Here is a 26,031-nt window from a genome sequence, read left to right on the forward strand (position 1 = left end):
CGGTGATTGGCAATCCAACTTGCGACACAGCGCGCTTTGGTCTATTGCGCGGACAAGAGAGAGCGGGGCGCAGCATTGGTTTGGGCCAGATGCGGCGTTGCAGCACGCCCCCGATCTCAGACCACCACCTGCCTCCCGCAGATCAGGGATTGGAGACATCATGGCACGGCGCAAAAAAATCTACGAAGGCAAGGCGAAAATCCTATATGAAGGCCCCGAGCCAGGCACATTGGTGCAATATTTCAAGGATGACGCGACCGCCTTTAATGCGGAAAAGCGCGCCACGATTGACGGGAAAGGCGTGTTGAACAATCGTCTGTCCGAATTTTTCATGTCGGGTCTGAATGCAATTGGCGTTCCAACCCATTTCATTCGCCGCCTGAATATGCGCGAACAGCTGATCCGCAGCGTTGAGATCATCCCGCTTGAGGTGGTGATCCGCAATGTCGCCGCGGGTTCGATTTCCAAGCGATTGGGGATTGAGGAGGGCACAGCCCTGCCGCGCCCGATTGTTGAATTTTACTACAAGGATGACACGCTGGGTGATCCTTTGGTGGCTGAAGAACATGTCATTACCTTTGGCTGGGCCAGTCAGCAAGATTTGGACGATATGGTCGCCTTGGGCTTGAGGGTGAATGATTTCCTGTCTGGCCTGATGATGGGTGTCGGCATCAAATTGGTGGATTTCAAAATCGAAATTGGCCGCATTTGGGAGGGCGATTATATGCGCCTGATCGTGGCCGATGAAATCAGCCCCGATAGCTGCCGCCTGTGGGATATGAAAACGGGCCAGAAGTTGGACAAAGACGTCTTCCGCCGTGATTTGGGCGATTTGGCAGATGCCTATACCGAGGTGGCCAAGCGCCTTGGCGTTTTGCCTGATCAGGGCACGGTGTCAGGCCCGACATTGGTGAATTAAGCGAAGCCCCGCTTCGCAGATAGAACGTAGACAGAAAGGCAAAAGTAATGCGCGCAACCGTGACCGTGATGTTGAAGCAGGGGGTTCTTGATCCACAAGGCGAGGCGGTGCGCCATGCGCTGGGCGCTTTGGGCTTTGAGGGTGTTTCGGGTGTGCGTCAGGGTAAAGTGATCGAACTTGATCTGGCCGATGGCACAACCGAAGACCAAATCCGCGAGATGTGCGAAAAGCTTTTGGCCAATACCGTGATCGAAAGCTACCAAATCGCGATCAGCTAAAGGGGTTTGTCGATGCGTGCTGCCATCCTGCGTGAATATAACAAAGACCTGTCGATTGAGACTGTGTCAGACCCTCAATGCCCCGAAGACGGGGTGATCCTCAAAGTTCTGGCTTGTGGCGTTTGTCGCTCTGACTGGCATGGTTGGGTGGGGGAACACCCACGCATCAAACCCGGTCAAATCGGCGGGCATGAATATTGTGGCGAAGTGATCGAAACAGGACCGCGCGCCACCTATAAAAAGGGGGATCGTTTGGTTGCCCCCTTTATTCTCTCCTGCGGCTCTTGCCCGACCTGTCAATCTGGCGCGGGTCATACCTGCCCTAATCAACGCTTGCCGGGCTTTACTGAGCCGGGCGCCTTTGCCGAATATGTCGCCGTTCCATTTGATCATAATCTTGCGCGCTTGCCCGAAACTCTGTCACCGACTGTTGCGGCGGGGCTAGGGTGTCGTGTGACCACATCATGGCACGCGCTAACGGGGCGCGCGGCCGTGCAGGCGGGGGAATGGGTCGCGGTGCATGGCACGGGCGGCATTGGCCTTTCCGCCGCGATTTTGGCCAAGGCGCTTGGGGCTTTTGTGGTTGTCGTAGATGTCGTGCAGGAAAAGATCGACCATGCCCTGTCTTTGGGCATTGATGCAGGGGTGAACGCCCGTGACGGCGATGTCGCAGCCAAGATCATCGAAATCACCAAGGGCGGCGCGCATGTCAGCATCGAGGCCCTCGGGATCGAGGCTACGGTTGCGGGCTCTATTGGATGTTTGCGCCCCTTGGGGCGTCATGTGCAGGTGGGCATGCCCGTTGGGCATACGGCCCAGATGCAGATTGATATGAACACGGTCTATATGCGCAATCTGGCCCTTTACGGAACGCGCGGCATGCCCTCTTGGCGGTATCCAAGCCTGTTGGGTCTGATCGAGGCGGGGCGGGTGGATATGTCCCCCCTGATTGCGCGGGAAATCCCGCTTTCGCAAACAGGGGCCGAGCTTGCCGCATTCAATGGCCCAACACCGCCCGGTGTGGCGGTCATCACTGATTTTACGTCCTGACGAAAGGAACCCCCAAAGATGAAAGCCGCCGTTCTTGTGTTTCCCGGATCGAATTGTGACCGCGATCTGAAGCGCGCCTTTGAACAGGCGGGCTTTTCCGTGGATATGGTTTGGCACAAGGACACCAAACTGCCTGAAGGGGTGGATTTGGTCGGTGTTCCGGGTGGGTTTTCTTATGGCGATTATTTGCGTTGCGGCGCGATTGCCGCGCAATCGCCCATCTCAGGCGCGTTAAAATCCCATGCGGATCGGGGCGGGTATGTGTTTGGGGTTTGCAACGGGTTCCAAATTTTGACGGAAACCAAATTGCTGCCCGGTGCGCTGCTGCAAAATATGTCGACCCGCTATATTTGCAAAACAGTTGGGTTGCGCGTGGAAAACACGCAAAGCGCCTTCACCACCGCCTATGAACAGGGCGCTGTGATCGAGGTGCCAATCGCGCATCATGAGGGAAATTATCAAGCCGATTCAGAGACGCTTGCGCGCTTGAACGGCGAGGGGCGGGTGGCATTTCGCTATGTCGAAAACCCCAATGGCGCGGTCGAGGATATTGCCGGCATCCTATCAGAAAACCGCCGCGTTTTGGGGATGATGCCGCATCCCGAGCGCGCCTGCGAGCCATTGCATGGCGGCACGGATGGTGCGGGCGTTTTTGCTGGTTTGGCACAGGCCTTGGTTGCGGCCTAGCGCGGCTCTGCCATCGGCAAGACATCGCGCAAGCGTGATCTAATCTTCTTGTCTGGCCTGCAGGGCGCGCGTAGGTTTGCGCCATGAGCCTAAACACACGCCCCACTCTTGAACCCCGCCGCTTGCGTGCCTTACCACGCCTGAGTGGCGTTTGGGTTTTACGCCTGTTCTTGGCGCTGTTCTTGGTGGGCTTTATCGTCACGATCTGGGCGACAAACCTGTTTTTGACCGAGCGCCTGACCGAAAGCACCCGCAACCGCGCAGAAATTCGATTGGCGCTCTATTCTGGCACGATCATGTCAGAGCTACAGCGCAGCTCTGTCGTGCCGCTGTTGTTATCGCGCGACCCTGTCCTCATCACCGCGTTGCGCGAGGGGGAATTTACGGCCACCTCACAACGCCTGATTTCTTATTTGGATGAAATCGGGGCGGCCTCTTTTGTGCTGCTGAACCGCTCGGGCCGTGTTGTTGCTGCGACCGACCGCGCGCGGCTTGGGGAATTGCGCGCAAGCGAGCCCTTTTTTGTGCAAGCGGTGCGCAGCGCAGATACGGTCTTTACCTCAAACGAACCTGCCACTGGGCGGTATGACTTTACCTTTTCGCGCCATATCACTGATAACAATCAGCTTTTAGGCGTGATCATGGTCGAGGTGAACTTGGCCCGTGTGGTCGAACAATGGCGCGGGGCATCCGAGGCTGTGTTCATCACCCAAGGGTCAGGCGAGATCATTTTGGCAACCGAACCCCGTTGGCGTGGCTTGATTGAGGCGGATGCCTTGGCCCGCCAAGATGCCCCATCGGCCATTCGCCGCGCCATTGAGAATGCGGGCGATTGGGCCTTTGGCGAGGAGGGTTATGTGTTTGGTGATGACACGCTGCGCCTTGCCCAAGATATGCCCTTTCGCGGGTGGGAAATCGTGTCCTACACTGCCTATGCATCGGTGCGTGAGCGGGTGAACGGGGTATTGGCCCTTTTGACAATGGGCTTTGCCCTTGTGCTTGCGGGCGCGTTTTACCTGTTGTCGCGCCGCGCGCGGTTGCAAACGGCCGTGTTTCAGCGCGAAAGTGCGGAATTGCGCCGCTTGAATGATCGCCTCAGCCGCGAGATTGCCGAGCGCGAAAAAGCGCAGCGCGATTTGGAGCAGGCCGAATTGTCGCTAGCGCAGAGCCAGAAATTGGCCGCTTTGGGGGAAATGTCCGCTGCTGTCAGCCATGAGTTGAACCAACCGCTTGCGGCCATGAAAACCTATCTGGCAGGGGCGAAATTGCTGTTGCAGCGCCGCCGCCCTGATGAGGCGATGTCCTCCTTTCAGCGCATTGACGATCTGATTGAACGTATGGGGGCGATCACGCGGCAGCTCAAATCCTATGCCCGCAAAGGCGGCGACAGTTTTGCCCCCGTTGATCTGCGCGATGCGATCACAGGCGCGATGACCATGATAGAGCCGCAAATGCGGCAGATGAAGGTGGAAATTGCACAAATCATCCCCAACCAGCCTGTGATGATCTTGGGCGATATCGTGCGGCTGGAACAGGTGATCATCAATCTGTTGCGCAACGCCCTTGATGCGATGAAAGGCCAAGAGACGCGGCGCATTGAAATCCTTTTGGCCGAAGGGGATGAGGCGGTTCTCTCGGTGCGTGACAACGGGGCAGGGATCGAAGATTTAGATCAACTCTTCGAGCCGTTTTACACCACCAAGAAGCCCGGTGAAGGGGTGGGGCTTGGCCTTGCGATTTCTTCGGGCATTGTCACTGATTTTGGGGGCCGCTTGCGCGCACGCAACAGCGACACAGGCGGCGCGGTATTTGAAATCAGGCTACCGTGTCATCAGATAAAGGGTGCCGCAGAATAGGCGGCGAAAGGATCGGGTTGGAATGAAAGTTGTGATTGTCGATGACGAGCGGGATATGCGCCAATCGATCAGCCAATGGTTGGCCCTTTCTGGGTTTGAAACCGAAACCTATGGCAGCGCGGAAGAGGCGCTCAAAGAGATCACATCCGATTTTGCGGGTATTGTTATCAGTGACATTCGTATGCCGGGCATGGATGGGATGGCGTTTCTTAAACGGCTGAATTCTATCGATCACAGCCTGCCTGTGATCATGATCACGGGCCATGGCGATGTGCCAATGGCGGTCGAGGCGATGCGCATCGGCGCTTTTGATTTTCTCGAAAAACCCTTCGATCCCGAAAAGATGAGCAGCCTTGCCAAACGCGCGATCCAAGCGCGGCGTTTGACCCTTGATAATCGCTCGCTCAGGCGAGAACTCAGCGATGGCACAGGGATCATGCGCCGCTTGGTGGGCACAAGCCCCGCGATGGAACGGCTGCGCGAGGATATTCTCGACCTTGGCCAAGCCGATGGTCATGTCCTGATCACGGGCGAGACGGGCACGGGCAAAACCCTTGTCGCCCATGCCCTGCACGCGGTCGGCCCCCGTGCGGGCAAACCCTTTGTCACCGTCACCTGTGGCGCGCAGGACGAGGCGCAGTTGCGCAGCCTGATCTTTGGCGCAGAAGAAAACGATCTGGCCCGCCCCGCCCTAGAGGCCGCACGCGGCGGCACATTGGTGCTTGAGGATGTCGAAACCCTCAGCGATGCGCTGCAGGCGCGGCTGCTGTCGGCTTTGGACGAGGCGCAAAGCGCGGGCCGCGATCTGCGCATCATTGCCATTTGTAACGGGGCCGAAGGGGCCGCGGGGTGTGAGGCGGCGCTCAGGCCCGATCTGTTTTTCCGCTTGGCCGCGATGCGCATCGCGCTGCCCCCCTTGCGGCAGCGGGGCGAGGATGTGCTGACACTGTTCGCACAATTCGCTGAAAATTACGCCGAAGAATACGGCACCGAGCCAATCCACCCCAATGCCCAAGAGGCCGCGCAAATGTTGCAGGCCCCATGGCCTGGAAACCTGCGTCAATTGCTGAACTTGGCTGAACGCTCCACGCTGCAAGCCCGCCGTGGCGCGGCTTCGATCACGGCACTGTTGATGAACGACACAACCGAGGTGGTGCCGCAGGATATGGGCGAGGGTAAACCCCTCAAAGAATATGTCGAGGCGTTTGAGCGGATGCTGATCGACAACACCATGCGCCGCCACCGCGGCTCCATCGCCGCCGTGATGGAAGAACTCAGCCTACCAAGACGCACCCTGAACGAGAAAATGGCGAAATACGGGTTGAGTAGGTCGGATTATTTGTGAGGGGGGGCAAAGGGCTCTATGGGCGGATTGCAGCCATGCGGCGGCGCTGCATGGAAAGCTCGGGGGTGGAGAAAGCGGTCATTCTTAGCGCGTGTTCGGGCGCCATGCCTTCGGACGCGAAAATCCCATAGACGAAGCCGCTCGCGGCATTGCAGAGTGCGGGTGGCAAGTTGTCCACCTTCGGACGACCTGATCCAAGCCGCAGTTGATGTTGTAGGCGCAACTTTGCGCGTATACGTGGCGATCTAATTTTTTTGTTTACACTCCGTTGGCTAAGCTCACATAGTGAAGCCCGGAGGCAGAGAGGAGCACGGGATGACACAGGTAGCAATATCTCCTGACGTCCTAGAGTGGGCGCGAGAGCGCGCAGGCATGCCGCTTGAAACCCTAGCTAAGCGATTCAAGAAACATCCATTTTAGCTGGACGGGCGAGGCGGCCCGACGTTCCAGCAGCTCGAAACCCTTGCCAGCATCCTACACTTACCGATGGGGATGTTTTTCCTCCCCGAGCGACCGGAGGAGGAGATGCCTCTTCCAGACTTCAGGCGCATGGCGGACGGCGGGGTTCGAAAACCTAGCCCTGAGTTGATTGATACGATCCAAATCTGCCAGCAGCGACAGAGGTGGTACCGCGAATATGTTGTTGGTTCTCGTAGCGACACTCTTCCCTTCGTCGGCGCAGCCGATGTGGGTGATCAACCCGCGGTAGTAGCTGGGCAGATCCGGACAGTCTTGAAGCTCGAAGTCGGAAGCCGCAACGAAGCGGCGACCTGGGAGGAGTTCTTACGTCAGTTCATCGCACTCGCGCGCGAGGCAGGCGTTCTGGTGATGATCAACGGGGTGGTTGGAAATAACACGCATCGTCCCTTGAACCCCCGAGAGTTCAGGGGATTTGCGATTGCTGATCCCTTCGCCCCGATGGTGTTAATCAATGGTGCCGATACCAAGTCCGGGCAAATCTTCACGCTCGCGCACGAGCTGGCCCATATCTGGATCGGCAAGGACGGCGTGAGCAATAGCGCCGCCGACGACCTGCCTGAGCAGCTTGGTCCCGACTTCAAGGTGGAACGCTTCTGCAATGCGGTTGCGGCTGAGGTTCTTGTTCCGATGGCGCAGCTATCCAACATGGAGCTGCCGCAAGATGTCGACCAGGCAAAGGCGATGATTGCCCGGTCCTTTAGAGTAAGCACGCTAGTTGCACTTCGCCGCATAAAGGATATTGGACGGCTGTCTTATGATGATTTCCAGGGTGCCTATTACGCCGAGCTGGACTTTCTCAAGAGGAAAGCCAAACAGAAGAAATCCTGCGGCGGAGATTTCTACAATACGATGGGCGCGCGAGTTGACCCCCATTTCGCATCTGCGGCGCTCGAAGGTCAGACGCTCATGGGCGATGCCTTCGAACTTCTCAATATCAAGAATTCGACCACCTTCCGGAAGGAAGCTCGGCACCTTGGAGTGGCAAGTTGACCCTGCTTCTGGACTCCAACGCGTTCCTAACACCCGCAATGACGTATTATGCTTTCGATATTTAAGGCAGCTACTGGTCGTGGATCGCTAGTGCGGCAGCCAAGCGTGACGTTAAAAGCATTTCACCGGTGAAGCGGGAGCTTCGAAAGAAGGACGATCAAATCCGGAACTGGATCGACTTGCATGGTTCCGACATTTTCATGCCTGATAACTCTGCGGTTAGAAACACTATGGCGCAGGTCGCGACATGGGCAGGCTCCAATGGGTATACCACTGCGGCGGCCGCTGAGTTCCTGGGCAAGGCCGACTCCTATCTGGTGGCGAACGCTATGCTTGGAGGTCATCAAATAGTTACGCTCGAAGTCGGAGCTCCGGCGGCGAAAACCGCGATAAAGATCCCAGACGCTGCCAACGAGCGTGGGATTTCGACGATAAGTCCCTATCAGATGCTCCGGCAGCACGACGTAAAGTTCTGAGCGGAATTCAAAAAGACGTCGGGTTCATCTGGTCATCGCCGAGCCGGATTGTCGCGGTGCCGGCATCGTCAAACACGCCCTGTGTGTGCATGGTTGCCGCGTTGCCGCACTTCTGACATCTGTCCGCTGATCTTGCTGCGCCAGAAAATAACCGGCCGCTTCAAGAAAGCTGCGCTGCGGCATGGACGCGATCACGATTGGCGGCCTTGGGCCGATCGCCGACCAAAATGATTTCATCTAAATACATCGTTGCCCATCCCCCCCCAAAAAAACCCATTGCCCTCTTCCCCGCTCTGCCTCTATGGTAAACGCGATGATCTGGCGGTTTGAGCCAGCTGGACATCTGCAAAGTTTATCTGCCCCCTTCTTGAAGCGCGTCCGAAAACCCGCGCGGGAGAGAGGGCAGGATGCCAAAGCCTGACCGCCGCCCTTGTGCTGCCCTCAGGCCCATCTAACCCCCGCGCAAGCGGGACATAATGGGAGAGGCGCGGGCGAGTGCACGCGCAGCTTCGGAGATAAATCGCGATGAAACGCGTGCAGATCAGCCAAGTGAGTGACGGGTTGGCCCATGCCGCGCCCGCCCATCCTGCTGTCCGCGTCATCGCCCTTTCAGGACAATATCCCCCTCTCACGCGACCCTCTGGGGTGCGCGCAGCGCAGGGATGTGCAAGGAAACCATGGCAAAGAAAATGCTTATCGATGCCACCCACGCGGAGGAAACCCGCGTTGTTGTGGCAGATGGAAACAAGGTCGAGGAATTCGATTTCGAGTCGCTGAATAAGCGACAACTGGCAGGAAATATCTATTTGGCAAAGGTGACGCGGGTTGAGCCCTCGTTACAGGCGGCCTTTGTGGATTATGGCGGCAATCGTCATGGTTTCTTGGCCTTCTCGGAAATTCATCCCGATTATTACCAAATCCCCAAAGCGGATCGTGAGGCGCTTTTGGCCGAGGAGCGGGAGTTGGCCGCTGAGGCCGAAGCCGATGAGGAGGAGAAATCCGCTCCCAAACGCCGCCGCTCGCGCCGCCGCAAATCCTCGGGCACTCGTGCAGAGGCCGCCGCAGGTGATGCGATTGCCACAGGCGAGGTTAGCACGCCCTCGGGTATGGATTTGATTGATCTGGACGCTGAGGCTGAATCTGAGGCGGAGGCGGAGGCAGATGAGGCGCTTGATGCGGCCCTCACTGACACGGCCGCCCCTGAGAGCGCTGCCGATACTGAGGTTGAGGCCGATATCGAAGATTGCGCATCTGACGAGGACGCCACCGCCCCCGCCGAGGCCGAAACCATCGCCGATGATGATGATCACGAAGATATTCGTCCTGCCCGCGAACCGCGCGCGCGCAAATATAAAATCCAAGAAGTGATCAAAGTGCGCCAGATTATTCTGGTGCAGGTCGTCAAAGAGGAACGCGGCAATAAAGGCGCGGCCCTGACCACCTATCTCAGCCTTGCTGGGCGCTATTGTGTTTTGATGCCCAATACCGCGCGCGGTGGCGGGATCAGCCGCAAGATTACCAATATTGCGGATCGCAAAAAGCTAAAGGAAATCGCGCAATCGATGGAGGTGCCGCAGGGCGCGGGTCTGATCATCCGCACCGCGGGCAGCCAACGCACTAAGGCCGAGATCAAGCGCGATTACGAATATTTGCAGCGCCAATGGGAACAGGTGCGCGAATTGACCCTGCGCTCGATTGCGCCTGCGCCAATTTATGAGGAAGGTAATCTGATCCACCGCTCGATCCGCGATCTCTATAATCGCGATATTGACGAGGTGCTGGTTGAAGGCGAGGCGGGGTATCGCCAAGCCAAGGACTTCATGAAAATGATCATGCCGTCCCATGCCAAAAACGTGAAACATTATGCGGACAGTCTGCCGCTTTTTGCGCGCTATCAGGTCGAGGGTTACTTGGCCGATATGTTCAACCCTGTCGTGCAGCTCAAATCGGGCGGCTATATCGTCATCGGCATCACCGAGGCTTTGGTTGCGGTTGATGTGAACTCGGGGCGCGCGACCAAGGAAGGCTCGATTGAGGAAACCGCGCTCAAGACCAATCTTGAGGCTGCCGAAGAGGTGGCGCGCCAAGTGCGTCTGCGCGATTTGGCGGGTCTGATTGTGATCGACTTCATCGATATGGATGATCGGCGCAACAATCTGGCAGTGGAAAAGCGGCTGAAAGATCGCCTCAAAACCGACCGCGCGCGCATTCAAGTTGGGCGTATCTCAGGCTTTGGCCTGTTGGAAATGTCGCGCCAACGTCTGCGCCCTGGGATGTTGGAGGCCACGACACAGCCCTGCCATCACTGCCACGGCACGGGGCTTGTGCGTTCTGATGACAGTCAGGGCCTATCGATCCTGCGCCAGTTGGAAGAGGAAAGCACCCGCCGCCGCTCGCGCGAGTTGTTGTTGACTGCGCCCGTGGGCATTGTGAATTTCATTATGAACCAAAAGCGCGAATATCTCGCTGATCTCGAGGCGCGCTATGGGGTTTCGATCCGTGTCGAGGCCGATCCTTCGATGATCACGCCCGATTATCGGATTGAAAAATTCAAAACAGCCACCCGCCGCATCGCTCCTGCAAGCCCTGTTGTTTCGATGGATGCAGGGCTGATGGAGGAAATTGAAGCCGCTGAAGCCGAGGCTGTGGATGAGATTGATATCACCGAGGCACCTGAGGCAGACCGCCCCGAGGCACAAGGCGAAGAGGGCGAGGGCAAGAAACGCCGCCGCCGCCGCCGTGGTGGCCGTGGCCGCCGCCGCAATCGGGGCGAGGGGGACGAGGCCCGCATAACCGAGGAGGGCACTGAGGCCCCAGAGGTTGCAGAACAGAGTGCAGGCGCGTCTGAGGCTGATGCCTTGCCCGCAGCGGAGGCAGACGCCACCCCCAAAGTTGAGGAAAAGCCAAAGCGCCGCCGCAGTCGCAAGCCGACCAAATCTGACGCATCGGCGGAGACGGTAGCCGCGCCAGAACCATCTGATCCCACTGCAGAAGCACCTGCAGAAGCAGCGGCAGATGCAGCGGTGGAAGAGGCCCCAAAACCAAAGCGCCGTGGTCGCAAAACCAAGGCCGAAAAAGCCGCTGAAGAGGCCGCTGCGGTAACGGGATCGGTGGCTGAGGCCGAAAAGGCCCCAGAGCCTGCGGAAGAGGCACCGAAGCCCAAGCGGGCCACGCGCAGCCGTAAAACCCCTGCGAAAAAGGCCGAACCTGTGGCTGAGGTGCCATCTGCGCCAGATGTGGATGTCGCGGCGGTGTCTGCGCCACAGGCCGCAGAACCTGCGCCTGAGGGACCAAAGAAGCGCGGGTGGTGGTCACGCGGCTAACCGACCCGATCAAGATAAAACGGGCAGGGAAAACCCTGCCCGTTTTTCATTTTCAGGCTAAGCGTTTGTTCAGTTTGCGTTGCGCTCAGTTGCAATCGCCGCCTCAATCTGGTCGCGCGGCAAGGCCCCGCGCAAGAGCCCCGTTTCCAGCACAAAGGTTGGCGTGCCAGAAATATTCAGCGCACGGGCCAATTCGTAATTGAGGCTGATTGTTGCATCGATTTGCGGGTTGTTGATTTCGGCCACGATGGCCGCGTGATCAAGACCCAGCCCTTCGGCGGTGGCCTGCAATGACCCTTCGCTGACCTCGGCCCGCATCACCATCATCGCATCATGAAGCGCGCGATAGGCTTCATCCCCCAATGCGATTTTGGCCGCAATCGCATAGCGTGAGGCCAAGAGCGAGGCATCGCCCAAAATCGGAAACTCTTTGACGATAAAGCGGATGTTCCCATCTGCCTCAAGCATGGCTTCGATATCGGGGAAGGCACGTTTACAATAGCCACAGCGATAATCAAGAAACTCGACTAGGGTCACATCACCCTCGGGGTTGCCGCCAACATAATCATAGGTTGAGGCGAAAATCGCGCCAGAATTGGCCGCGATAATCTGGAATTCAGCCTGCGCCTCTGCGGCCGCTTGACGCTCGTCTAGAATGTCGAAGGCCTCCATCAGCACTTCGGGATTATCCAGCAGATAGGCGCGCATTTCCGCGCGAAACGCTGCGCGTTCTGTCTCGCTCATGGCATCGATGTCAAATGCTGTAGCGGGATTGAGGGCGCCAAGTGTTAGGCCAAGCGCCAAGATCAGGCTTTTCGGGGAAGGGGTCATCGCGCATCCTGTCAGTCGTTTTTCGTTTCAGCCACACGTAACACATCTTGCGCCCGAAGCCACCCGCTTGACCCTTGGGGCAAGAGGCCTGTGGCACGGCGGGCATGAAGGGCGGCGGTTTCAAAATCTCCCTCTAAGGCCGCGCGTTCTGCGGTGGCCCATGCGGCCATACCATCTTGGCCATCGCGCGCATAGGCCATAGCCAAATCTCGCATAAGCCGCGCGTTGCGCCGTTCGCGGTCCAAGGCGGCCTCTAGCGCCGCCAAGGCCTCGGCATTGCGCGCGGGGCTGTCGGGCGCAAGAAGGGCACGACCATATCCCGCTAAAATCAGACCTGCATCAGGGGAAATCTGGATGGCCCGTTCATAGGCCACAATCGCCGCGTCATACCGGCGGTTTTCAAATAGAACCTGTGCATATAGCTCTTGGTAATAGGGGTCTGCGGGGTGGTTTAGGATCAACCGCTCTAACTCACGCAAGGCGGCATCGCCTTCGGAATTTCGGTGATAGGCCACTGCGCGGCGCATTGTTGCGATCTCTGAGGGGTCACTTCCCACCTGCGCAAATGTCCAAGAGGGTGGGTTCAGAAAGGCTGCTAATTTCCCCTTGCTACGATCAAACCAATATTGCGCTTCGCTGTCAGGGGGTGGGGCCGTGCCGCCGTCAAAATTTGCGACCAATCGCAGACGATCACGGGTCAGCGGGTGGGTGCGCACATAGGGGTCTTGGCGGTCAGTTGAGAGTAACTCTTGGCCTGCAAAGCGATCTAGGACGCGCGCCATTGCGGTGGGGTCAACGCCTGCGCGCTCGAGATATCTAAGGGCGGCGGCATCCGCGCTCGCCTCTTCGGCGCGGGTATGTGAGAAAAAGACGCGCTGCGCGCTTGAGGCCATACCTGCCGCAACGCCCGCGCCTGCACCCGCATCCCCCGTGACGCCTGCGGCCAGCAGACCTGCCACCAAACCCAGCCGCGATGCACCGCTCATCGTGTCGGCATTCTCGGGGCGGCGGGCCAAATGCCCGTTGGCAATATGCGCGGCCTCATGGGCCAAAACGGCCCGCAATTCGGCAGGCTCGTCCAAGGCCATCATCAGCCCCGAAGTGACAAAAATCGTGCGTGCATCGCGAACAAAGGCGTTCATCCGCGGATCATTGAGCAAAATCACGCGGATAGATTGCCCCAATCCTGCCGCCTCGAGAATGGGCATCAGCAGGTTGCGTAAACTTGCCTCAATCTCGGCATCGCGGATCGTGGATTGCGCCAAGGCCCCTTTGGGCGCAAGGCCAAGGCACAGGCCCAAGATCACGGCAAAAAGAAAGGATCGCATCTGTGATTGACCTTTTCGGGCTGGGCTGTTTCAAACCGATGCATCCAGTCTAGCGAGGAAGCAATGCGTTATTCAAGCCGTGGTCAGGTTGATCCCTTTATTGTGATGGACGTCATGGAGGCCGCCCGCCGTCTTGAGGAGGAGGGGCGCCACATCATCCATATGGAGGTCGGCCAACCCGGCACAGGCGCGCCACGCGCCGCGCGCGAGAGGCTGGCGCGCGCAATGGAAGAAGACACGCTAGGCTATACTGTGGCGCTCGGGCGTCCTGATCTGCGCGCGGGGATCGCAGCCCTTTATGGCGAATGGTATGATATCGACCTTGATCCTGCGCGCGTGGTGATCACCGCGGGGGCATCGGGCGGGTTTTTATTGGCATTTTCCGCGCTTTTTGATGCGGGCCAAAAGGTTGGTATGGGGCTTCCCTGTTACCCGTCTTATCGGCAAATCCTTAAGGCAATGAGTTTGGACGTTGCGGGATTGCGCACCGATGCCAGCAGTGGGTTTCAGCCGCGCCCCGACCAGATCACCGAAGATCTCGCAGGTCTGATCTTGGCAAGCCCTGCAAACCCGACAGGCACGATGATCCAAAAGCCCGCACTTGCGGAACTGGCGGCTGCCTGCGCCGCGCGGGATGTGGCCTTGATCAGTGACGAAATCTATCACGGGCTGCATTACGAGGCGCGCGCCGTCAGCGCGCTTGAGGTGACCGATCAGGCCTATATTATCAACTCCTTTTCTAAATATTTCTCGATGACAGGATGGCGATTGGGGTGGATGGTCGTGCCCGAAGATCACCTGCGCGTGGTCGAGCGTTTGGCGCAAAATATGTTTATTTGCGCGCCACATGCGGCACAAATCGCAGCCCTAGGGGCCTTGTCGCCTGAAGGGCGTGCGGAACTGGATGAGAACCGCGCGATCTATGCCAAAAACCGCATGATCTTGTTGCATGGGCTGCGCGCGGCGGGATTTGAGCACCTCGCGCCCGCAGATGGTGCGTTCTATGTCTATGCCGATATCAGCGCCTTTGATTGGCCCGCGCAAGATATGGCGCGCGCAATGTTGGAGGAGGCAGGGGTTGCCGTCACCCCAGGCTTTGATTTTGATCCCGAAGAAGGCACGCGCGCCTTGCGGTTCTCCTATGCCCGCAGCACGGCCGATATCGAAGAAGGGGTTGCACGTATCACGGCCTTTATGGCTGTACATACAAAATAGATTGTAAATCTAAATATAGATTTTGTATCTTTATGACGCGGATAAGAGCAGAAAGACAACCCTATGCCGCAGGTCGTGTTTCGCAGTATTTTTGCGATTCTGTTTTTGTGGATTGGCCCCATGGTTTGGGCCGAAACACCTGTGCGCCTTGATCTAGGCGAAAGCTATGTCACGGATCGAGGCCAAGGGATTGAGGTGCAGCTTCGCCTTAATCGTGCCACCGCCTATGGGCTGCGTTTGCGCGACAATCCGATGCGGTTGATTGTTGATTTGGCAGGGGTAGAGGCGCAAAATCTGCCCAATGGGTTTGATCGAGCGGATCGCGCACAGGCGGTCACGCTTGGCCCCGCACCGCGTGCAGGTTGGGGGCGGTTGAGCCTGAATTTGACCGCGCCCATGGTGATAGAGCGCGCGGTGATGGATACAGGGCATCCTGACGCGGTGCGTCTCACCTTGCTGCTGCGCCCCGCAACGGCGCAAGAATTTGCTACCCATCTCACCCCAGCAAGCGCAGATGAGCCACCTGAAGCGGTGATTGCTGAACCCGCGCCGCCACTGCGCACACGGCCCTTGATTGCCCTTGATCCGGGCCATGGTGGGATTGATCCGGGCGCAGAGCGCGATGGCTATAGCGAAGCGGATTTGGTTTTGCTCTTCGCGTTAGAGTTGCGCGAGATGCTGTTGCGTGATGGAATCGTGGATGTGTTCATGACGCGCGAGCGGGATGAATTTATCCCCCTGCCTTATCGGATGTCGCGCGCGCATGGCGGGGGCTGATCTTTTCATTTCAATTCATGCCGATGCCTTGGCCGCAGGCGATGGCATGGCGCCTGGGGTGACTGTTTATACCTTGTCCGAGACAGGCTCTGATGCGGCCTCAGCGGCGCTTGCCGCGCAGCATGACCGCGCCGATCTATTGGCGGGCGTGGATTTGGGCCAATCCGATGATGTTGTCGCAGATTTGCTCATGCATTTGGCGCGTCTTGAAACCGATCCGCGCAGTGATGCCTTGGCCGATGCCTTGGTGACGGGCCTTGAGGGAGCAGGGGTTGAATTGCACAGCCGCCCGCGTCTTGAGGCAAATTTTACGGTGCTGAGCGCGCCTGATTACCCCTCTGTCCTCTTGGAAATCGGTTTTATGTCCGAAGGTGGGGATTTGGAAAATATCCTTGACCCTGTTTGGCGGTCGCGGGCGCAAGGCGGGATTGCGCGGGCCATCGAGGCATGGTTGGCCGAAGACAATCTGCGCCGCAGCCTTATGCGGCGATAATCTTGTGTGATCTCACTATGAAGTGAAGGTTTAAGCTTTTGACGCGCGCGCGGCTGCGCCCTATAAGCGGACACGCGCTTGGGGTAAGGCTTTTTGGGGAAGTGACACGCATGAGCCAGATCATCCGTTTTGTGATGGGTATTTTCGGCGGGCTCTTTGCCTCGGCGATCATGGCGGTAGTGTTTGGTGCCATTATTGTTGGCGGCGTGATTTGGGTTTTTGCGCGCGATTTGCCCAATTACGAAACGCTGTCGCAATATACCCCTGCCACAATCAGCCGTATCTATTCGCGCGAAGGCCGTATCATTGACGAATTCGCGCAAGAGCGCCGTGTTTTCGTGCCAGCCGAAGAAATCCCTGATCTGGTGGCTCATGCCTTTATCAGCGCCGAAGATCGCAATTTCTATCAGCATGCGGGCTATGATCCGCGCGCGATTGCATCGGCCCTTGTGGATGCGGTGCGTTCGCGCGGGCAGGATGTGCGTGGCGCCTCCACCATCACGCAGCAGGTGATGAAGAATTTCCTTCTCGATGGCAGCCGCACGATTGAGCGCAAGGTGCAGGAAATCATTTTGGCCGCACGGATTGAGCGATCCATGAGCAAGGAACGTATCCTTGAGCTGTATCTGAACGAGATTTTCCTTGGTCAAAATTCCTATGGTGTTGCCGCCGCTGCGCAGACCTATTTCAACACGGCGCTGTCCGATTTGACCCCTGCGCAAGCTGCCTATTTGGCCGCTCTGCCGCAACGGCCTGCGCGTCTGCATCCTGTGCGCGATTACGATGATGCGGTTGAGCGGCGCAATTATGTGCTGCGCGAGATGTTCGAGAATGGCTATATCACGCGCGAGGTGATGGAAGATAGCCAAGCCTCAGAGCTTGAGACGGTGCAGCGGGGGGATATTGCGCCTTTCCGCTCTAGCCTGCCGCCACGGGGCTATTTTACGGATGAAATTCGCCGCCAATTGTCGACCCAGTTTGGCGAAGAAGAATTCTTCACAGGCGGGTATGCCGTGCGCGCAACGATGGATGAAAATCTTCAAATCGTGGCACAGCGCGCGTTGCGCAGCGCGCTTGAAACCTATGATCGCGGGCGCGGAGTTTGGCGGGGGGCCTTGGCGCAACTGGATGTAGCGGCCCTTGAGGATGCGGCCAGTTTGGCCGAGGCGCTTTCGGTTGCGGAAATTCCGCGCGATGTGGATCAGTGGCATGTGGCTGCTGTGACGGGGTTCGAGGGCGGTGATGCGCTGATTGCCTTTGAGGATGGCGAAACGGGTCGCATCTTGGCGGAGGATGTCAATTGGGCGCGCCCTTTGCGCGAAGATGGCACAACAGGCAGCGCGGCCAATTCTGCCGATGACCTGCTTGCGCGCGGGGATGTGATCCATGTTCTGCCTGTTGAGGATGACACAGGGGCAGGGCATTATTCCTTGCGCCAAATCCCCGAGGTGCAAGGGGCCTTTATGGCGATGGATGTGAACACGGGCCGCGTTTTGGCGATGCAAGGCGGCTTTTCCTATCAATATTCGGTGTTTAACCGCGCCACCCAAGCTACGCGGCAGCCCGGCTCAAGCTTTAAGCCATTTGTGTACGCGGCGGCGTTGGACAGTGGCTATAGCCCCAACACCATTGTGATCGATGCGCCCATTCAGGTGGAAACGCCCGAGGGTCTTTGGCGTCCAACCAATGCCTCGGATCGGTTTTATGGCCCTGCGCCCATTCGCACAGGGATTGAACAATCGCGCAACTTGATGACCATCCGCTTGGCCCAAGATGTGGGGATGGAGACCGTTGCGCGCTATGCTGAACGCTTTGGCGTTTATGATGAGATGCAGCCATTTTTGGCCAATTCCTTGGGGGCGCAAGAAAGCACGCTTTACAAAATGGTCGCGGCCTATGCGATGTTTGCCAATGGCGGTGAGCGGGTGGAGCCTACCCTTGTTGACCGTGTCCAAGATCGGTTTGGACAAACTGTGTATCGCCATGATCAGCGTATTTGCGAAGATTGTTTGAGCGACACATTGCCCGCAGGCTTGGGGCCGCGGATCGTATCCAACCGCGCCCGTGTTATGGATCCAATTACCGCCTTTCAACTCACCTCGATGCTTGAGGGGGTTGTCGAGCGCGGAACAGCCGCGCGCGCGGTGAACCTGCCTGTGCCTGCTGCTGGGAAGACGGGCACAACCAATGACGCCCGCGATGTTTGGTTTGTTGGCTTTACCTCCAATATCGTGGCGGGGTGCTATATCGGCTATGACCAACCGCGGTCGCTTGGCCGCGCCTCCGGCGGTGGGACTTGTGCGCCCGTGTTCCAAGAATTTATGCAAGAGGCCGTGGCCGAATATGGCGGCGGCCCGTTCCGTGTGCCCGAGGGCGGTGTGTTCGTGCCAATTGATCGCTTCTCTGGCGAACGTCTGGCCGATGGGGAAAGCGGCGAAAACGTGGTTTATGAATATTTCCGCGCCGCAGAAGTGCCCGCTGTTGGTGCGCGTTCGGCCATTGTGGATGGTGGGTTTGCTATGGCCTCGGATTTGCCCGTCTTTGGGCCGGGTGAGGTTGATGGCGCATTGCAGGAAGAGGGCGCAGATGTGCGCACCTCGTCAGGCGAAACAGTGCGGGTTCCCACCGATACGGGCTTTGGCACGATCAGCTCAGGTGGGCTCTATTAAACCCCATCGGGGATTGCAGCCACGCCGCCGCTGGTCTAGATCACCGCGACCAGATGATTTCTTGATGCAATTGGAGCAGGTATCCGATGCGGGCCGAAACCCAATCCAATATCGACAAAATTCGCCGTTCTCTTGATTTGCTCGGGCAGCGAATGGATTTGACCACCGCCAAGCACCGCTTGGAGGAGTTCAACGCCCGTGTCGAGGATCCAGACCTGTGGAACGATCCCGAAAAGGCGCAAAAGCTGATGCGCGATCGTCAGGTGTTGCTTGATAAAATCGGCACCTATGACGCGATCAAATCGGGACTGGACGATAATATTGGCCTCATCGAATTGGGCGAGGAAGAAGGTGACAGCGCCATCGTGACAGAGGCGGAAGCCGCCCTGTCTGCCTTGGTCGAGACCGCCGCCGCAAAAGAGCTTGAAGCCCTATTGAACGGCGAGGCGGACGCCAATGACAGCTTCCTGGAGATCAATGCGGGCGCAGGCGGCACGGAAAGCTGTGATTGGGCCTCTATGTTGGCACGCATGTATGTGCGTTGGGCCGAAAAACAGGGACATGAGGTTGATCTTCAATCCGTCTCTTACGGGGAAGAAGCGGGGATCAAATCCGCCGTTTACAAAATCTCTGGCCATAATGCCTATGGCTGGTTGAAATCGGAATCGGGCGTGCATCGTTTGGTGCGCATCTCGCCTTATGACAGTTCGGCGCGGCGGCATACGTCCTTTTCTTCGGTTTGGGTCTATCCTGTGGTTGATGACAATATTGAAATCGAAGTGGCCCCAAATGAGATCCGCATCGACACCTATCGCTCGTCAGGGGCGGGGGGGCAGCACGTCAACACCACCGACTCTGCCGTGCGTATCACCCATATTCCAACGGGGATCGTGGTCACGAGTTCGGAAAAATCTCAGCACCAAAACCGCGATATCGCGATGAAGGCGCTGAAATCGCGCCTCTATCAGATGGAGCTTGACCGCCGCAATGCCGAGATCAACGCAGCCCATGAGGCCAAAGGTGAGGCGGGTTGGGGCAATCAAATTCGCTCTTATGTTTTGCAGCCCTATCAAATGGTTAAAGACCTGCGCACAGGGTTTGAGACCTCTGACACCCAAGGTGTTTTGGATGGTGAAATTGATGAGTTGATGGCCTCGGTTTTGGCGCTGGATGTCTCTGGCAAAAGCCGTGCCGATGCACAGGCCGAAGATTGACGCCTGAGACGCAAGCACGCAGCGATGCGGCGCATTCGCGTCTTGCACTGCAGCCTTTGGTTGATTACTTCTACTGACATTCTCGGGGCGGGGTGAAATTCCCCACCGGCGGTGACAGCCCGCGAGCGCCTTGGTTTCACGACCAAGGGTCAGCAGATTTGGTGAAATTCCAAAGCCGACGGTTATAGTCCGGATGAAAGAGAATGAGCCGTGTTTCGCGGTTGCGCGGGGGCGTGTCCCTAGTGCAGGCGCGGGCGCGTGTTCACGATCGCCTTGGGCACCTTGGTCTTTAGAAAGGATGACCCAAATGACGAAAACACTGAATATCGCTTTTATTAAAGCAAATTGGCACAGCGACATTGTCAACCAAGCCTTGGTTGGCTTCGAAGCGGATATGAAAGCATCAGGTCAGGCGTATAACCTGATGACCTATGATGTGCCCGGCGCCTTTGAAATGCCGCTCTTGGCAAAGAAACTGGGCGCGTCTGGTAAGGTTGATGCGATTGTCTGCGCCGCATTGGTGGTGGATGGGGGCATTTACCGCCATGATTTTGTGGCCGCTACTGTGGTTGATGGTCTGATGCAAGCACAGTTGGACACAGGGATTCCCACCTATTCCGTATCACTGACCCCGCATCATTTCCACGAGCATGCGGTGCATCACGATTTCTATCATGATCATTTCGTCAAGAAAGGCGCAGAAGCAGCGCAAGCCTTGCGCATGGTCGCAAGTATCGAGGTTTGATCCTGATGGCGCACGCCCTGAGCTTTGAGTTTCTCACCGCAGGTCATATTCAATTTGGTCGCGGGAAGGTCGGGGCGGGGCTTGCGCCGCAGATTATGACTTTGGGGGTGCCCGTGATGGTGATCACGGGCGGCTCTGGTCTGCGTCACACAGGAACGCGTGCTTTGGTTGATGCTCTTGCGCCCGTGCTGCAGGTGGCGATTGCGGCTGAACCCGATTTGAAAACCATCGAGGGCGCGGTGATGCGCGCGCGCGGGGCAGGGGTTGCCTGCGTTGTGGCGATTGGCGGGGGGGCTGTCATTGATGCAGGCAAGGCCATAGCCGCCTTGATCCCTGCACCGCATCCCGCCCTTCGTTATCTTGAGGTTGTCGGTGAGGGGCGCGCGCTTGATGCCGCGCCTTTGCCTTTTGTGGCCATTCCCACCACAGCGGGCACAGGGGCCGAGGTCACCAAAAACGCGGTGATTTCTGTGCCCGAACACCAGCGCAAAGTATCTTTGCGTGATGCGAGGATGCTGCCAGATTTGGCCATTATTGACCCAAGTTTATGTGACGGGATGGGGCGCGCGCAAACCATGATGAGCGGGCTTGATGCCCTGACCCAAGTGATCGAGCCTTATCTGTGCACCCGCGCCAACCCGTTCACCGATGCGCTGTGCAGGGATGCCATTCCGCGGGCCGTGTCGGGGCTGCGCCGCCTATCTGATGCCTTTGATCGGGGCGGCGATGATCCGATGGCGCGCGATGATATGGCCTTGGCATCGGTGATTGGCGGTCTTGCCTTGGCCAATGCGGGTTTGGGGGCGGTGCATGGCTTGGCGGGGCCTGCAGGCGGCTATCTGGCGCAACATGGCCTGATTTGCGCCCGTTTATTGGTGCCTGTTCTTTTGGCCAATGAGGCTCGCGCCGAAAGCCCCGCATTGCGTGGACGCTTTTCTGATCTGCGCGCTTGGATGGGCGATGCCTTTGGCGTCAGCGCCGAGATGGCCTTTGAGGCCTTGGCGCGATTTATCGAGGGGCAAAACCTGCTGCGATTGGGGCAAGCGGGTCTGCCTGCCGACAAGATCGACCAGATTGCACAAGCGGCGGCAAGCTCGTCTTCGATGAAGGCGAATCCAGTCGATTTGACCGCGTCTGATTTGACCGAAATTCTGCGCGCAGCCTTATAACCCGAGCCCCAATATACCCGTTGCAATTGCAGCAATGGCCTCGATTCCCACCAAAGTTCTTAAGATCTCTTTAATACCTTGAGCTGAGCTTTAGAGAGCGTGAACCAGATTATCGGGCCCTGGTGGCCGATATTGCCGATAGCGTGGCTTCCTTGGCACCCCATATCGACACAGGCGCATCTGATCTGCGGGTATGAAAAAAGCGGCGGGCCTATGGCCCCGCCGCTTTTCAAAATCGGTATGAACTTGCCTTAAAGAATGGTTTGGCCCGTTGCGGCCCAATCTTTGGTGAATTGCTCAAGGCCCTTATCGGTCAAGACGTGCTTGGCAAGACCCTTGATCACTGCGGGTGGAATGGTCGCCACATCTGCACCAACCATCGCGGCATCTTTCACATGGTTTGCCGTCCGAATTGACGCCGCCAGAATTTCAGTCTCAAATCCATAATTGTCGTAAATCTCGCGGATTTCTGCGATCAATTCCATGCCATCGAGGTTGAGGTCATCCAAGCGCCCGATGAAGGGGCTGATATAGGTTGCACCCGCCTTGGCCGCCAAAAGCGCCTGATTGGCCGAGAAGCACAAGGTCACATTGGTCTTTATGCCTTTATTGGTGAAATGGCGGCAGGCCTTTAGGCCATCCAAGGTCAAAGGCAGCTTGATCACGACATTATCGGCGATTTTTGCCAAATGCTCGCCCTCGGCCACCATGCCCGCAAAATCGGTTGCGGCGACTTCGGCGGATACGGGCCCATCGACCAACGCGCAAATTTCAGCGATGACCTCTTTGAAATCGCGGCCTGATTTTGCGATCAGCGAGGGGTTCGTGGTGACCCCGTCCAACAGACCATAATCGTGCAATTCACGGATTTCATCGACCACGGCAGTATCGACAAAGAATTTCATAGATAGCTCTCCTTGATGTTTATTCGCGCGGGGCAGGCGAGGCCTGATACGAATGGGTTGCTTGGCGCTTCGATAACCTTGTGAGACGAATTCTGCAAATTGCAATTTTCTTACGACCGCTTGAAAATAGTCTGCGGCACGGGGATTCGCGTGGCGATCTCCGCAAACAAGGTGCGCGGTATTCGCGCCGCACAGACCCATGACACCTATTCAGCTGAGCGTGCCGCGCTGTCGAATAATGCGCAGATCATCACGATGGGCGCGCGGGTGATTGGCGCAGAATTGGCGAAATCCATTGCCGAGGCCTATTTGCCACAAAGTTTTGACCCCAATGGCCGCAGCGCCAGCAATTTTGCCGCGATTGATGCGCTAGGCGGATAGCGCGGTCTGCCAAATTTCCCTTGGCGGCGCGTGGATCGGGGGCTTAACCTATTCCTGACGGAAGAAGGGAGGGCGCAATATGAACGACCGCGTGCAGCTCGAGTGGCCATCGCCCCTGCCGCCATTGGCAAAATGGGATTGGGCGATATTTGGGCGGCATTTGGCGCAGGGTGGTGCGATTTTCGCCAAAAGCCGATGATGGGCCTGTTCTTTGCCCATATCTATGTGGTGGGGGGGCTGGTTGATCTATGGCAGCCTTTCGATCCTGGATATGGGGTGGTTGGCTATTCCGATTACGGTTGGCTTTCCCCTCATAGGGCCTTTCTTGGCGGTTGGCCTTTATGAGGTTTCCCGCCGTCTTGAGGCTGGGGATCGGGACTTTCGCCGCAATGATATCTTCAGCGTGATCTGGCGGCAAAGATTGCGCCAATTGCCGTCTATGGCATGGGTGATCATCGTGTATTTTCTATTTTGGTCTTTCTTTGCGCATATGTTGTTCGCCCTGTTTATGGGGCCATCTGCGCTGATGAATGTGACCTCAAGCTATGCCTATCTGCTTCAGCCCGAAGGCTTGATTATGCTGTTGGTGGGCTCAGGCTTTGGTGCGGTTTTTGCGTTGGTGTTATTTTGCCTCACGGTGATTTCGCTGCCCCTTTTGTTGGATAAAGAAGTGGATTTTGTCACCGCCATGCTCAAAAGCATTGCGGTGGTCAAAGCCAACCCGAAGGTGATGCTGATCTGGGGCGCGCTGATCGCAAGCCTGACCTTTTTGGCGATGCTGCCTGCACTGTTGGGGTTGTTTTTGGTCTTGCCCGTTTTGGGTCATGCCTCATGGCATATTTATCGCCGCGCCTTTGTGCATGAGGCGATATGATGACAAAGAAAAACCCCCGCGCGCGGATGCGGGCGGGGGTGCATTTTAAGTAAATCGCGCCTGCGCTTATTTCTTTTCTGGCTCTGCGGTGGCTGCGGCAGGTTTTGCGGCTGGGGCAGGGGCCGATTTCGCACCGCTAGACAGCGGGTCTTCTTGACGCTGAACCGTGCCTTCAAAATGCGCACCAGATTCAATCGCGATGGTCTTATGAATGATGTCGCCCTCAACTCGCGCGCTTGAGGTGAGGCGCACTTTCAAGCCACGAACGCGGCCTTTGACATAGCCGTTCACGACCACATCATCGGCAAGAACCTCGCCATCAATGCGTGCGCTTTCACCAACAGTCAGTGAATGTGCGCGGATGTCACCCTTGACGGTGCCTTCGATTTGAATGTCGCCTGAGGTTTTCAGATTGCCCGTAATCACCAAATCCGAGCTCAGCAAAGACGCAGGCGGCTTTGGCTTGGCAGGGGCAGCAGATGTGCTGGGGGCCACCGGTGCCGAAGGCGCGCTTGGCGCTGTCGCGGCAGGGGCCGCGCTTGGCACTGTTGTTTCTTTTGGTCCAGGTTCGTTGATTTTTGATTTAGAAAACATTTCGTCCTGCCGTGATAAAAGTCATCGGGTTGGTTGGGTTGCCATTCTGACGCACTTCGTAATGCAAATGGGACCCGGTCGAGCGTCCAGTATTTCCCATATCACCAATTCTGTCGCCGCGCGACACTCTTTCGCCCCGTGTCACGCGAATACGCGATAAATGTGCGTAGCGTGTTGTATATCCCATAGCGTGGCGAATTTCTATCATATTGCCATAGGCGCCGCGGCGGCCCGCGAAAACCACAGTGCCATCTGCGGCAGCAACAATCGGGGTTCCAACGGGGCCCGCAAAATCTTGGCCCTCATGCATCCGCCGCCCCCCTTGGATCGGATCATTGCGATAGCCATAGCCCGAGGTGCGCCGCGCAGCGCCCTGCACAGGATAGCTGAAGGGCAGGCTCTCTGCGGCAATACGATAGAGGTTCACCGCATCGAGATCTTCCAACACCTCATTGGCGCGCAGCGAAACAGGGTCGGGTTGGCCGTTGGAGGTGGAAAAGGTAATTGGCGTCAAAGGCCCACCTTGGCCTGAATAGCCACGGCGCACCGTCTCAAGAATGCTGTCGGTGGGCAGGCCTGCCGCACGGAACATCGCATCAAGTGGCTCAAGCGACATCGCGACCGCGTCTTCGATTTGAGTAAAGATGCGTTCATTGCGCTCGGCGGAAAGGGCAGCTTGGAATTCCAAGTCTTGAATCTGCGCGCGCGCCTCGGCGATCAGATCATGGGTTGTATCGCGCCCTTCGGCTGTTTCATGCAGCGCCTCGGTCAATAGCGCCAAAACCTGCTCTAGATCTCGTTGACGGCTTGCGGCGGATTGCAGGCTGCCATTCTCATCGGTCATCTCGGCGGTCAATTGTGCCACCTCTTCAAGCGCGTCATCGCGTTCACTGATGGTGCGGCGCAAGGTGCTTTGGATCACGTTGACCGCGGTTTCCAATTCGCGGCGGCGTTCTTCTGATGCCAGAAGCTGCGATTGCATGGCAGAGACTTGGGCCATCGCAACGCCAAATCGTTCATGGGCGGCTTGTGCCTCAAGGGCGCGGCTGTCGCGTTCGCTGGACATTGCATTGAGGCGATGTTGATAGGCCTGCGAGGCGCGCGCGACCTGATCGCGATGAGAGCCTGCATTGATGGCATCGATGAAAAACACCGCTGAAACAATCGCCGTCCATGTGACCAGAAGCCCTGTCGTGGCAATGATAGCGGCCTGCGTCAGGGGCCTCAGGCGCACAAAGCGCGTGCTTGTATCGGATTTCAGAAACAGCCGTTTTTCAGGCAAATGCCGATCCAATGCGTGGTTTGTGCGCTCAATCAATCGCGATTTCAATGCCAAGTCCCCTGTTTTGTCGTTCGGGCGCTTTGCTCTGCGCCTCTCGTCACCACCCCATCACAGCGTCCCCAGACCAATTGGGGGGCGCGAGGATTGGAT

Annotated in this window: 21 protein-coding genes, 2 pseudogenes and 1 riboswitch; of the genes and pseudogenes, 18 read left to right on the forward strand and 5 right to left on the reverse strand. The window is 57.5% G+C overall.

Going from position 1 to position 26,031, the window contains the following annotated elements; translation table 11 throughout:
* The first annotated feature begins 160 nt into the window (after positions 1–160).
* From purC to AAC622_RS03745, 9 genes and pseudogenes are all read left to right on the forward strand, one after another.
* Complete coding sequence (gene purC, locus AAC622_RS03705; RefSeq protein ID WP_340260379.1) at positions 161–919, forward strand: phosphoribosylaminoimidazolesuccinocarboxamide synthase; 759 nt, start codon at positions 161–163, stop codon at positions 917–919.
* A 47-nt stretch (positions 920–966) separates the two neighbouring features.
* A complete protein-coding gene (gene purS, locus AAC622_RS03710) occupies positions 967–1,197 on the forward strand; it encodes a phosphoribosylformylglycinamidine synthase subunit PurS (protein WP_317655037.1) in 231 nt (76 codons plus the stop codon).
* A 12-nt stretch (positions 1,198–1,209) separates the two neighbouring features.
* A complete protein-coding gene (locus AAC622_RS03715; RefSeq protein WP_340260380.1) occupies positions 1,210–2,247 on the forward strand; it encodes a zinc-binding dehydrogenase in 1,038 nt (345 codons plus the stop codon).
* 18 nt (positions 2,248–2,265) lie between these two features.
* Entirely contained in the window at positions 2,266–2,934 is a 669-nt protein-coding gene (gene purQ / locus AAC622_RS03720) for a phosphoribosylformylglycinamidine synthase subunit PurQ (protein WP_340260382.1), read from the forward strand.
* Between the two features lie 83 nt (positions 2,935–3,017).
* Positions 3,018–4,790, forward strand: a complete 1,773-nt coding sequence (locus AAC622_RS03725; protein WP_340260384.1) for an ATP-binding protein — start codon at positions 3,018–3,020, stop codon at positions 4,788–4,790.
* A 22-nt stretch (positions 4,791–4,812) separates the two neighbouring features.
* Positions 4,813–6,135 carry a sigma-54-dependent transcriptional regulator gene (locus tag AAC622_RS03730; RefSeq protein WP_340260386.1) on the forward strand — a complete coding sequence of 441 codons (1,323 nt, stop codon included), beginning with the start codon at positions 4,813–4,815 and terminating at the stop codon, positions 6,133–6,135.
* Between the two features lie 525 nt (positions 6,136–6,660).
* Complete coding sequence (locus AAC622_RS03735; protein ID WP_340260387.1) at positions 6,661–7,605, forward strand: ImmA/IrrE family metallo-endopeptidase; 945 nt, start codon at positions 6,661–6,663, stop codon at positions 7,603–7,605.
* A gap of 80 nt (positions 7,606–7,685) precedes the next feature.
* Positions 7,686–8,081 (forward strand): annotated as a pseudogene (locus tag AAC622_RS03740) (DUF4411 family protein); the annotation flags it as partial.
* Between the two features lie 677 nt (positions 8,082–8,758).
* Complete coding sequence (locus AAC622_RS03745; RefSeq protein WP_340260388.1) at positions 8,759–11,404, forward strand: Rne/Rng family ribonuclease; 2,646 nt, start codon at positions 8,759–8,761, stop codon at positions 11,402–11,404.
* A 69-nt stretch (positions 11,405–11,473) separates the two neighbouring features.
* Here the strand turns inward: AAC622_RS03745 and AAC622_RS03750 are convergent, their stop codons facing one another.
* Positions 11,474–12,235: a DsbA family protein gene (locus AAC622_RS03750; protein WP_340260389.1), complete on the reverse strand. Its 762-nt coding sequence runs from the start codon at positions 12,233–12,235 to the stop codon at positions 11,474–11,476.
* A gap of 11 nt (positions 12,236–12,246) precedes the next feature.
* Positions 12,247–13,563, reverse strand: a complete 1,317-nt coding sequence (locus tag AAC622_RS03755) for a M48 family metalloprotease (RefSeq protein ID WP_340260390.1) — start codon at positions 13,561–13,563, stop codon at positions 12,247–12,249.
* 63 nt (positions 13,564–13,626) lie between these two features.
* Here AAC622_RS03755 and AAC622_RS03760 point away from each other — a divergent pair, with 63 nt between their 5' ends.
* From AAC622_RS03760 to AAC622_RS03785, 6 genes and pseudogenes are all read left to right on the forward strand, one after another.
* Positions 13,627–14,778: an aminotransferase class I/II-fold pyridoxal phosphate-dependent enzyme gene (locus AAC622_RS03760; protein ID WP_340260391.1), complete on the forward strand. Its 1,152-nt coding sequence runs from the start codon at positions 13,627–13,629 to the stop codon at positions 14,776–14,778.
* Between the two features lie 417 nt (positions 14,779–15,195).
* Positions 15,196–16,048 (forward strand): annotated as a pseudogene (locus tag AAC622_RS03765) (N-acetylmuramoyl-L-alanine amidase family protein).
* A gap of 119 nt (positions 16,049–16,167) precedes the next feature.
* The gene (locus AAC622_RS03770) at positions 16,168–18,717 is read left to right on the forward strand and encodes a penicillin-binding protein 1A (RefSeq protein WP_340261412.1); all 2,550 of its coding nucleotides are present in this window, start codon (positions 16,168–16,170) and stop codon (positions 18,715–18,717) included.
* An 86-nt stretch (positions 18,718–18,803) separates the two neighbouring features.
* A complete protein-coding gene (prfB, locus tag AAC622_RS03775; RefSeq protein WP_340260392.1) occupies positions 18,804–19,931 on the forward strand; it encodes a peptide chain release factor 2 in 1,128 nt (375 codons plus the stop codon).
* 74 nt (positions 19,932–20,005) lie between these two features.
* Positions 20,006–20,140, forward strand: a riboswitch (FMN riboswitch).
* Positions 20,141–20,238: 98 nt separating this feature from the next.
* Entirely contained in the window at positions 20,239–20,676 is a 438-nt protein-coding gene (locus AAC622_RS03780) for a 6,7-dimethyl-8-ribityllumazine synthase (protein WP_340260394.1), read from the forward strand.
* 5 nt (positions 20,677–20,681) lie between these two features.
* Complete coding sequence (locus tag AAC622_RS03785; RefSeq protein ID WP_340260395.1) at positions 20,682–21,845, forward strand: iron-containing alcohol dehydrogenase; 1,164 nt, start codon at positions 20,682–20,684, stop codon at positions 21,843–21,845.
* Positions 21,846–22,096: 251 nt separating this feature from the next.
* On the opposite strand, the gene fsa is transcribed toward AAC622_RS03785, so the two are convergent.
* Positions 22,097–22,750: a fructose-6-phosphate aldolase gene (fsa, locus tag AAC622_RS03790; protein ID WP_340242504.1), complete on the reverse strand. Its 654-nt coding sequence runs from the start codon at positions 22,748–22,750 to the stop codon at positions 22,097–22,099.
* A 120-nt stretch (positions 22,751–22,870) separates the two neighbouring features.
* Here fsa and AAC622_RS03795 point away from each other — a divergent pair, with 120 nt between their 5' ends.
* Genes AAC622_RS03795 through AAC622_RS03805 form a run of 3 tightly spaced genes read left to right on the forward strand, consistent with a single transcriptional unit; the run spans position 22,871 to position 24,005 of the window.
* A complete protein-coding gene (locus tag AAC622_RS03795) occupies positions 22,871–23,131 on the forward strand; it encodes an RpiB/LacA/LacB family sugar-phosphate isomerase (RefSeq protein WP_340261414.1) in 261 nt (86 codons plus the stop codon).
* A gap of 30 nt (positions 23,132–23,161) precedes the next feature.
* Positions 23,162–23,476, forward strand: a complete 315-nt coding sequence (locus AAC622_RS03800) for a hypothetical protein (RefSeq protein ID WP_340260396.1) — start codon at positions 23,162–23,164, stop codon at positions 23,474–23,476.
* On the forward strand, positions 23,457–24,005 hold the full coding sequence (locus tag AAC622_RS03805) for a DUF2189 domain-containing protein (RefSeq protein ID WP_340260397.1): 549 nt from the start codon (positions 23,457–23,459) through the stop codon (positions 24,003–24,005). The genes AAC622_RS03800 and AAC622_RS03805 overlap by 20 nt, the downstream gene beginning before the upstream one ends.
* Before the next feature lie 66 nt (positions 24,006–24,071).
* Here the strand turns inward: AAC622_RS03805 and AAC622_RS03810 are convergent, their stop codons facing one another.
* Positions 24,072–24,599, reverse strand: coding sequence for a bactofilin family protein (locus AAC622_RS03810; RefSeq protein WP_340260398.1), 528 nt, complete (start codon positions 24,597–24,599; stop codon positions 24,072–24,074).
* Entirely contained in the window at positions 24,589–25,929 is a 1,341-nt protein-coding gene (locus AAC622_RS03815) for a M23 family metallopeptidase (RefSeq protein WP_340260399.1), read from the reverse strand. The genes AAC622_RS03810 and AAC622_RS03815 overlap by 11 nt, the downstream gene beginning before the upstream one ends.
* Positions 25,930–26,031 lie beyond the last annotated feature (102 nt).

The organism is Roseobacter sp. HKCCA0882 (genome assembly GCF_037805225.1).
GTDB lineage: Bacteria > Pseudomonadota > Alphaproteobacteria > Rhodobacterales > Rhodobacteraceae > M30B80.

Coding starts and splice junctions, on each gene's coding strand:
- AAC622_RS03725 (WP_340260384.1), top strand. CDS start 3,018: ATGAGCCTAAACACACGCCCCACTCTTGAACCCCGCCGCTTGCGTGCC.
- AAC622_RS03785 (WP_340260395.1), top strand. CDS start 20,682: ATGGCGCACGCCCTGAGCTTTGAGTTTCTCACCGCAGGTCATATTCAA.
- purQ (WP_340260382.1), top strand. CDS start 2,266: ATGAAAGCCGCCGTTCTTGTGTTTCCCGGATCGAATTGTGACCGCGAT.
- AAC622_RS03750 (WP_340260389.1), bottom strand. CDS start 12,235: ATGACCCCTTCCCCGAAAAGCCTGATCTTGGCGCTTGGCCTAACACTT.
- fsa (WP_340242504.1), bottom strand. CDS start 22,750: ATGAAATTCTTTGTCGATACTGCCGTGGTCGATGAAATCCGTGAATTG.
- AAC622_RS03810 (WP_340260398.1), bottom strand. CDS start 24,599: ATGTTTTCTAAATCAAAAATCAACGAACCTGGACCAAAAGAAACAACA.
- purS (WP_317655037.1), top strand. CDS start 967: ATGCGCGCAACCGTGACCGTGATGTTGAAGCAGGGGGTTCTTGATCCA.
- purC (WP_340260379.1), top strand. CDS start 161: ATGGCACGGCGCAAAAAAATCTACGAAGGCAAGGCGAAAATCCTATAT.
- AAC622_RS03760 (WP_340260391.1), top strand. CDS start 13,627: ATGCGTTATTCAAGCCGTGGTCAGGTTGATCCCTTTATTGTGATGGAC.
- prfB (WP_340260392.1), top strand. CDS start 18,804: ATGCGGGCCGAAACCCAATCCAATATCGACAAAATTCGCCGTTCTCTT.
- AAC622_RS03715 (WP_340260380.1), top strand. CDS start 1,210: ATGCGTGCTGCCATCCTGCGTGAATATAACAAAGACCTGTCGATTGAG.
- AAC622_RS03730 (WP_340260386.1), top strand. CDS start 4,813: ATGAAAGTTGTGATTGTCGATGACGAGCGGGATATGCGCCAATCGATC.
- AAC622_RS03780 (WP_340260394.1), top strand. CDS start 20,239: ATGACGAAAACACTGAATATCGCTTTTATTAAAGCAAATTGGCACAGC.
- AAC622_RS03735 (WP_340260387.1), top strand. CDS start 6,661: ATGCCTCTTCCAGACTTCAGGCGCATGGCGGACGGCGGGGTTCGAAAA.
- AAC622_RS03745 (WP_340260388.1), top strand. CDS start 8,759: ATGGCAAAGAAAATGCTTATCGATGCCACCCACGCGGAGGAAACCCGC.
- AAC622_RS03755 (WP_340260390.1), bottom strand. CDS start 13,563: ATGCGATCCTTTCTTTTTGCCGTGATCTTGGGCCTGTGCCTTGGCCTT.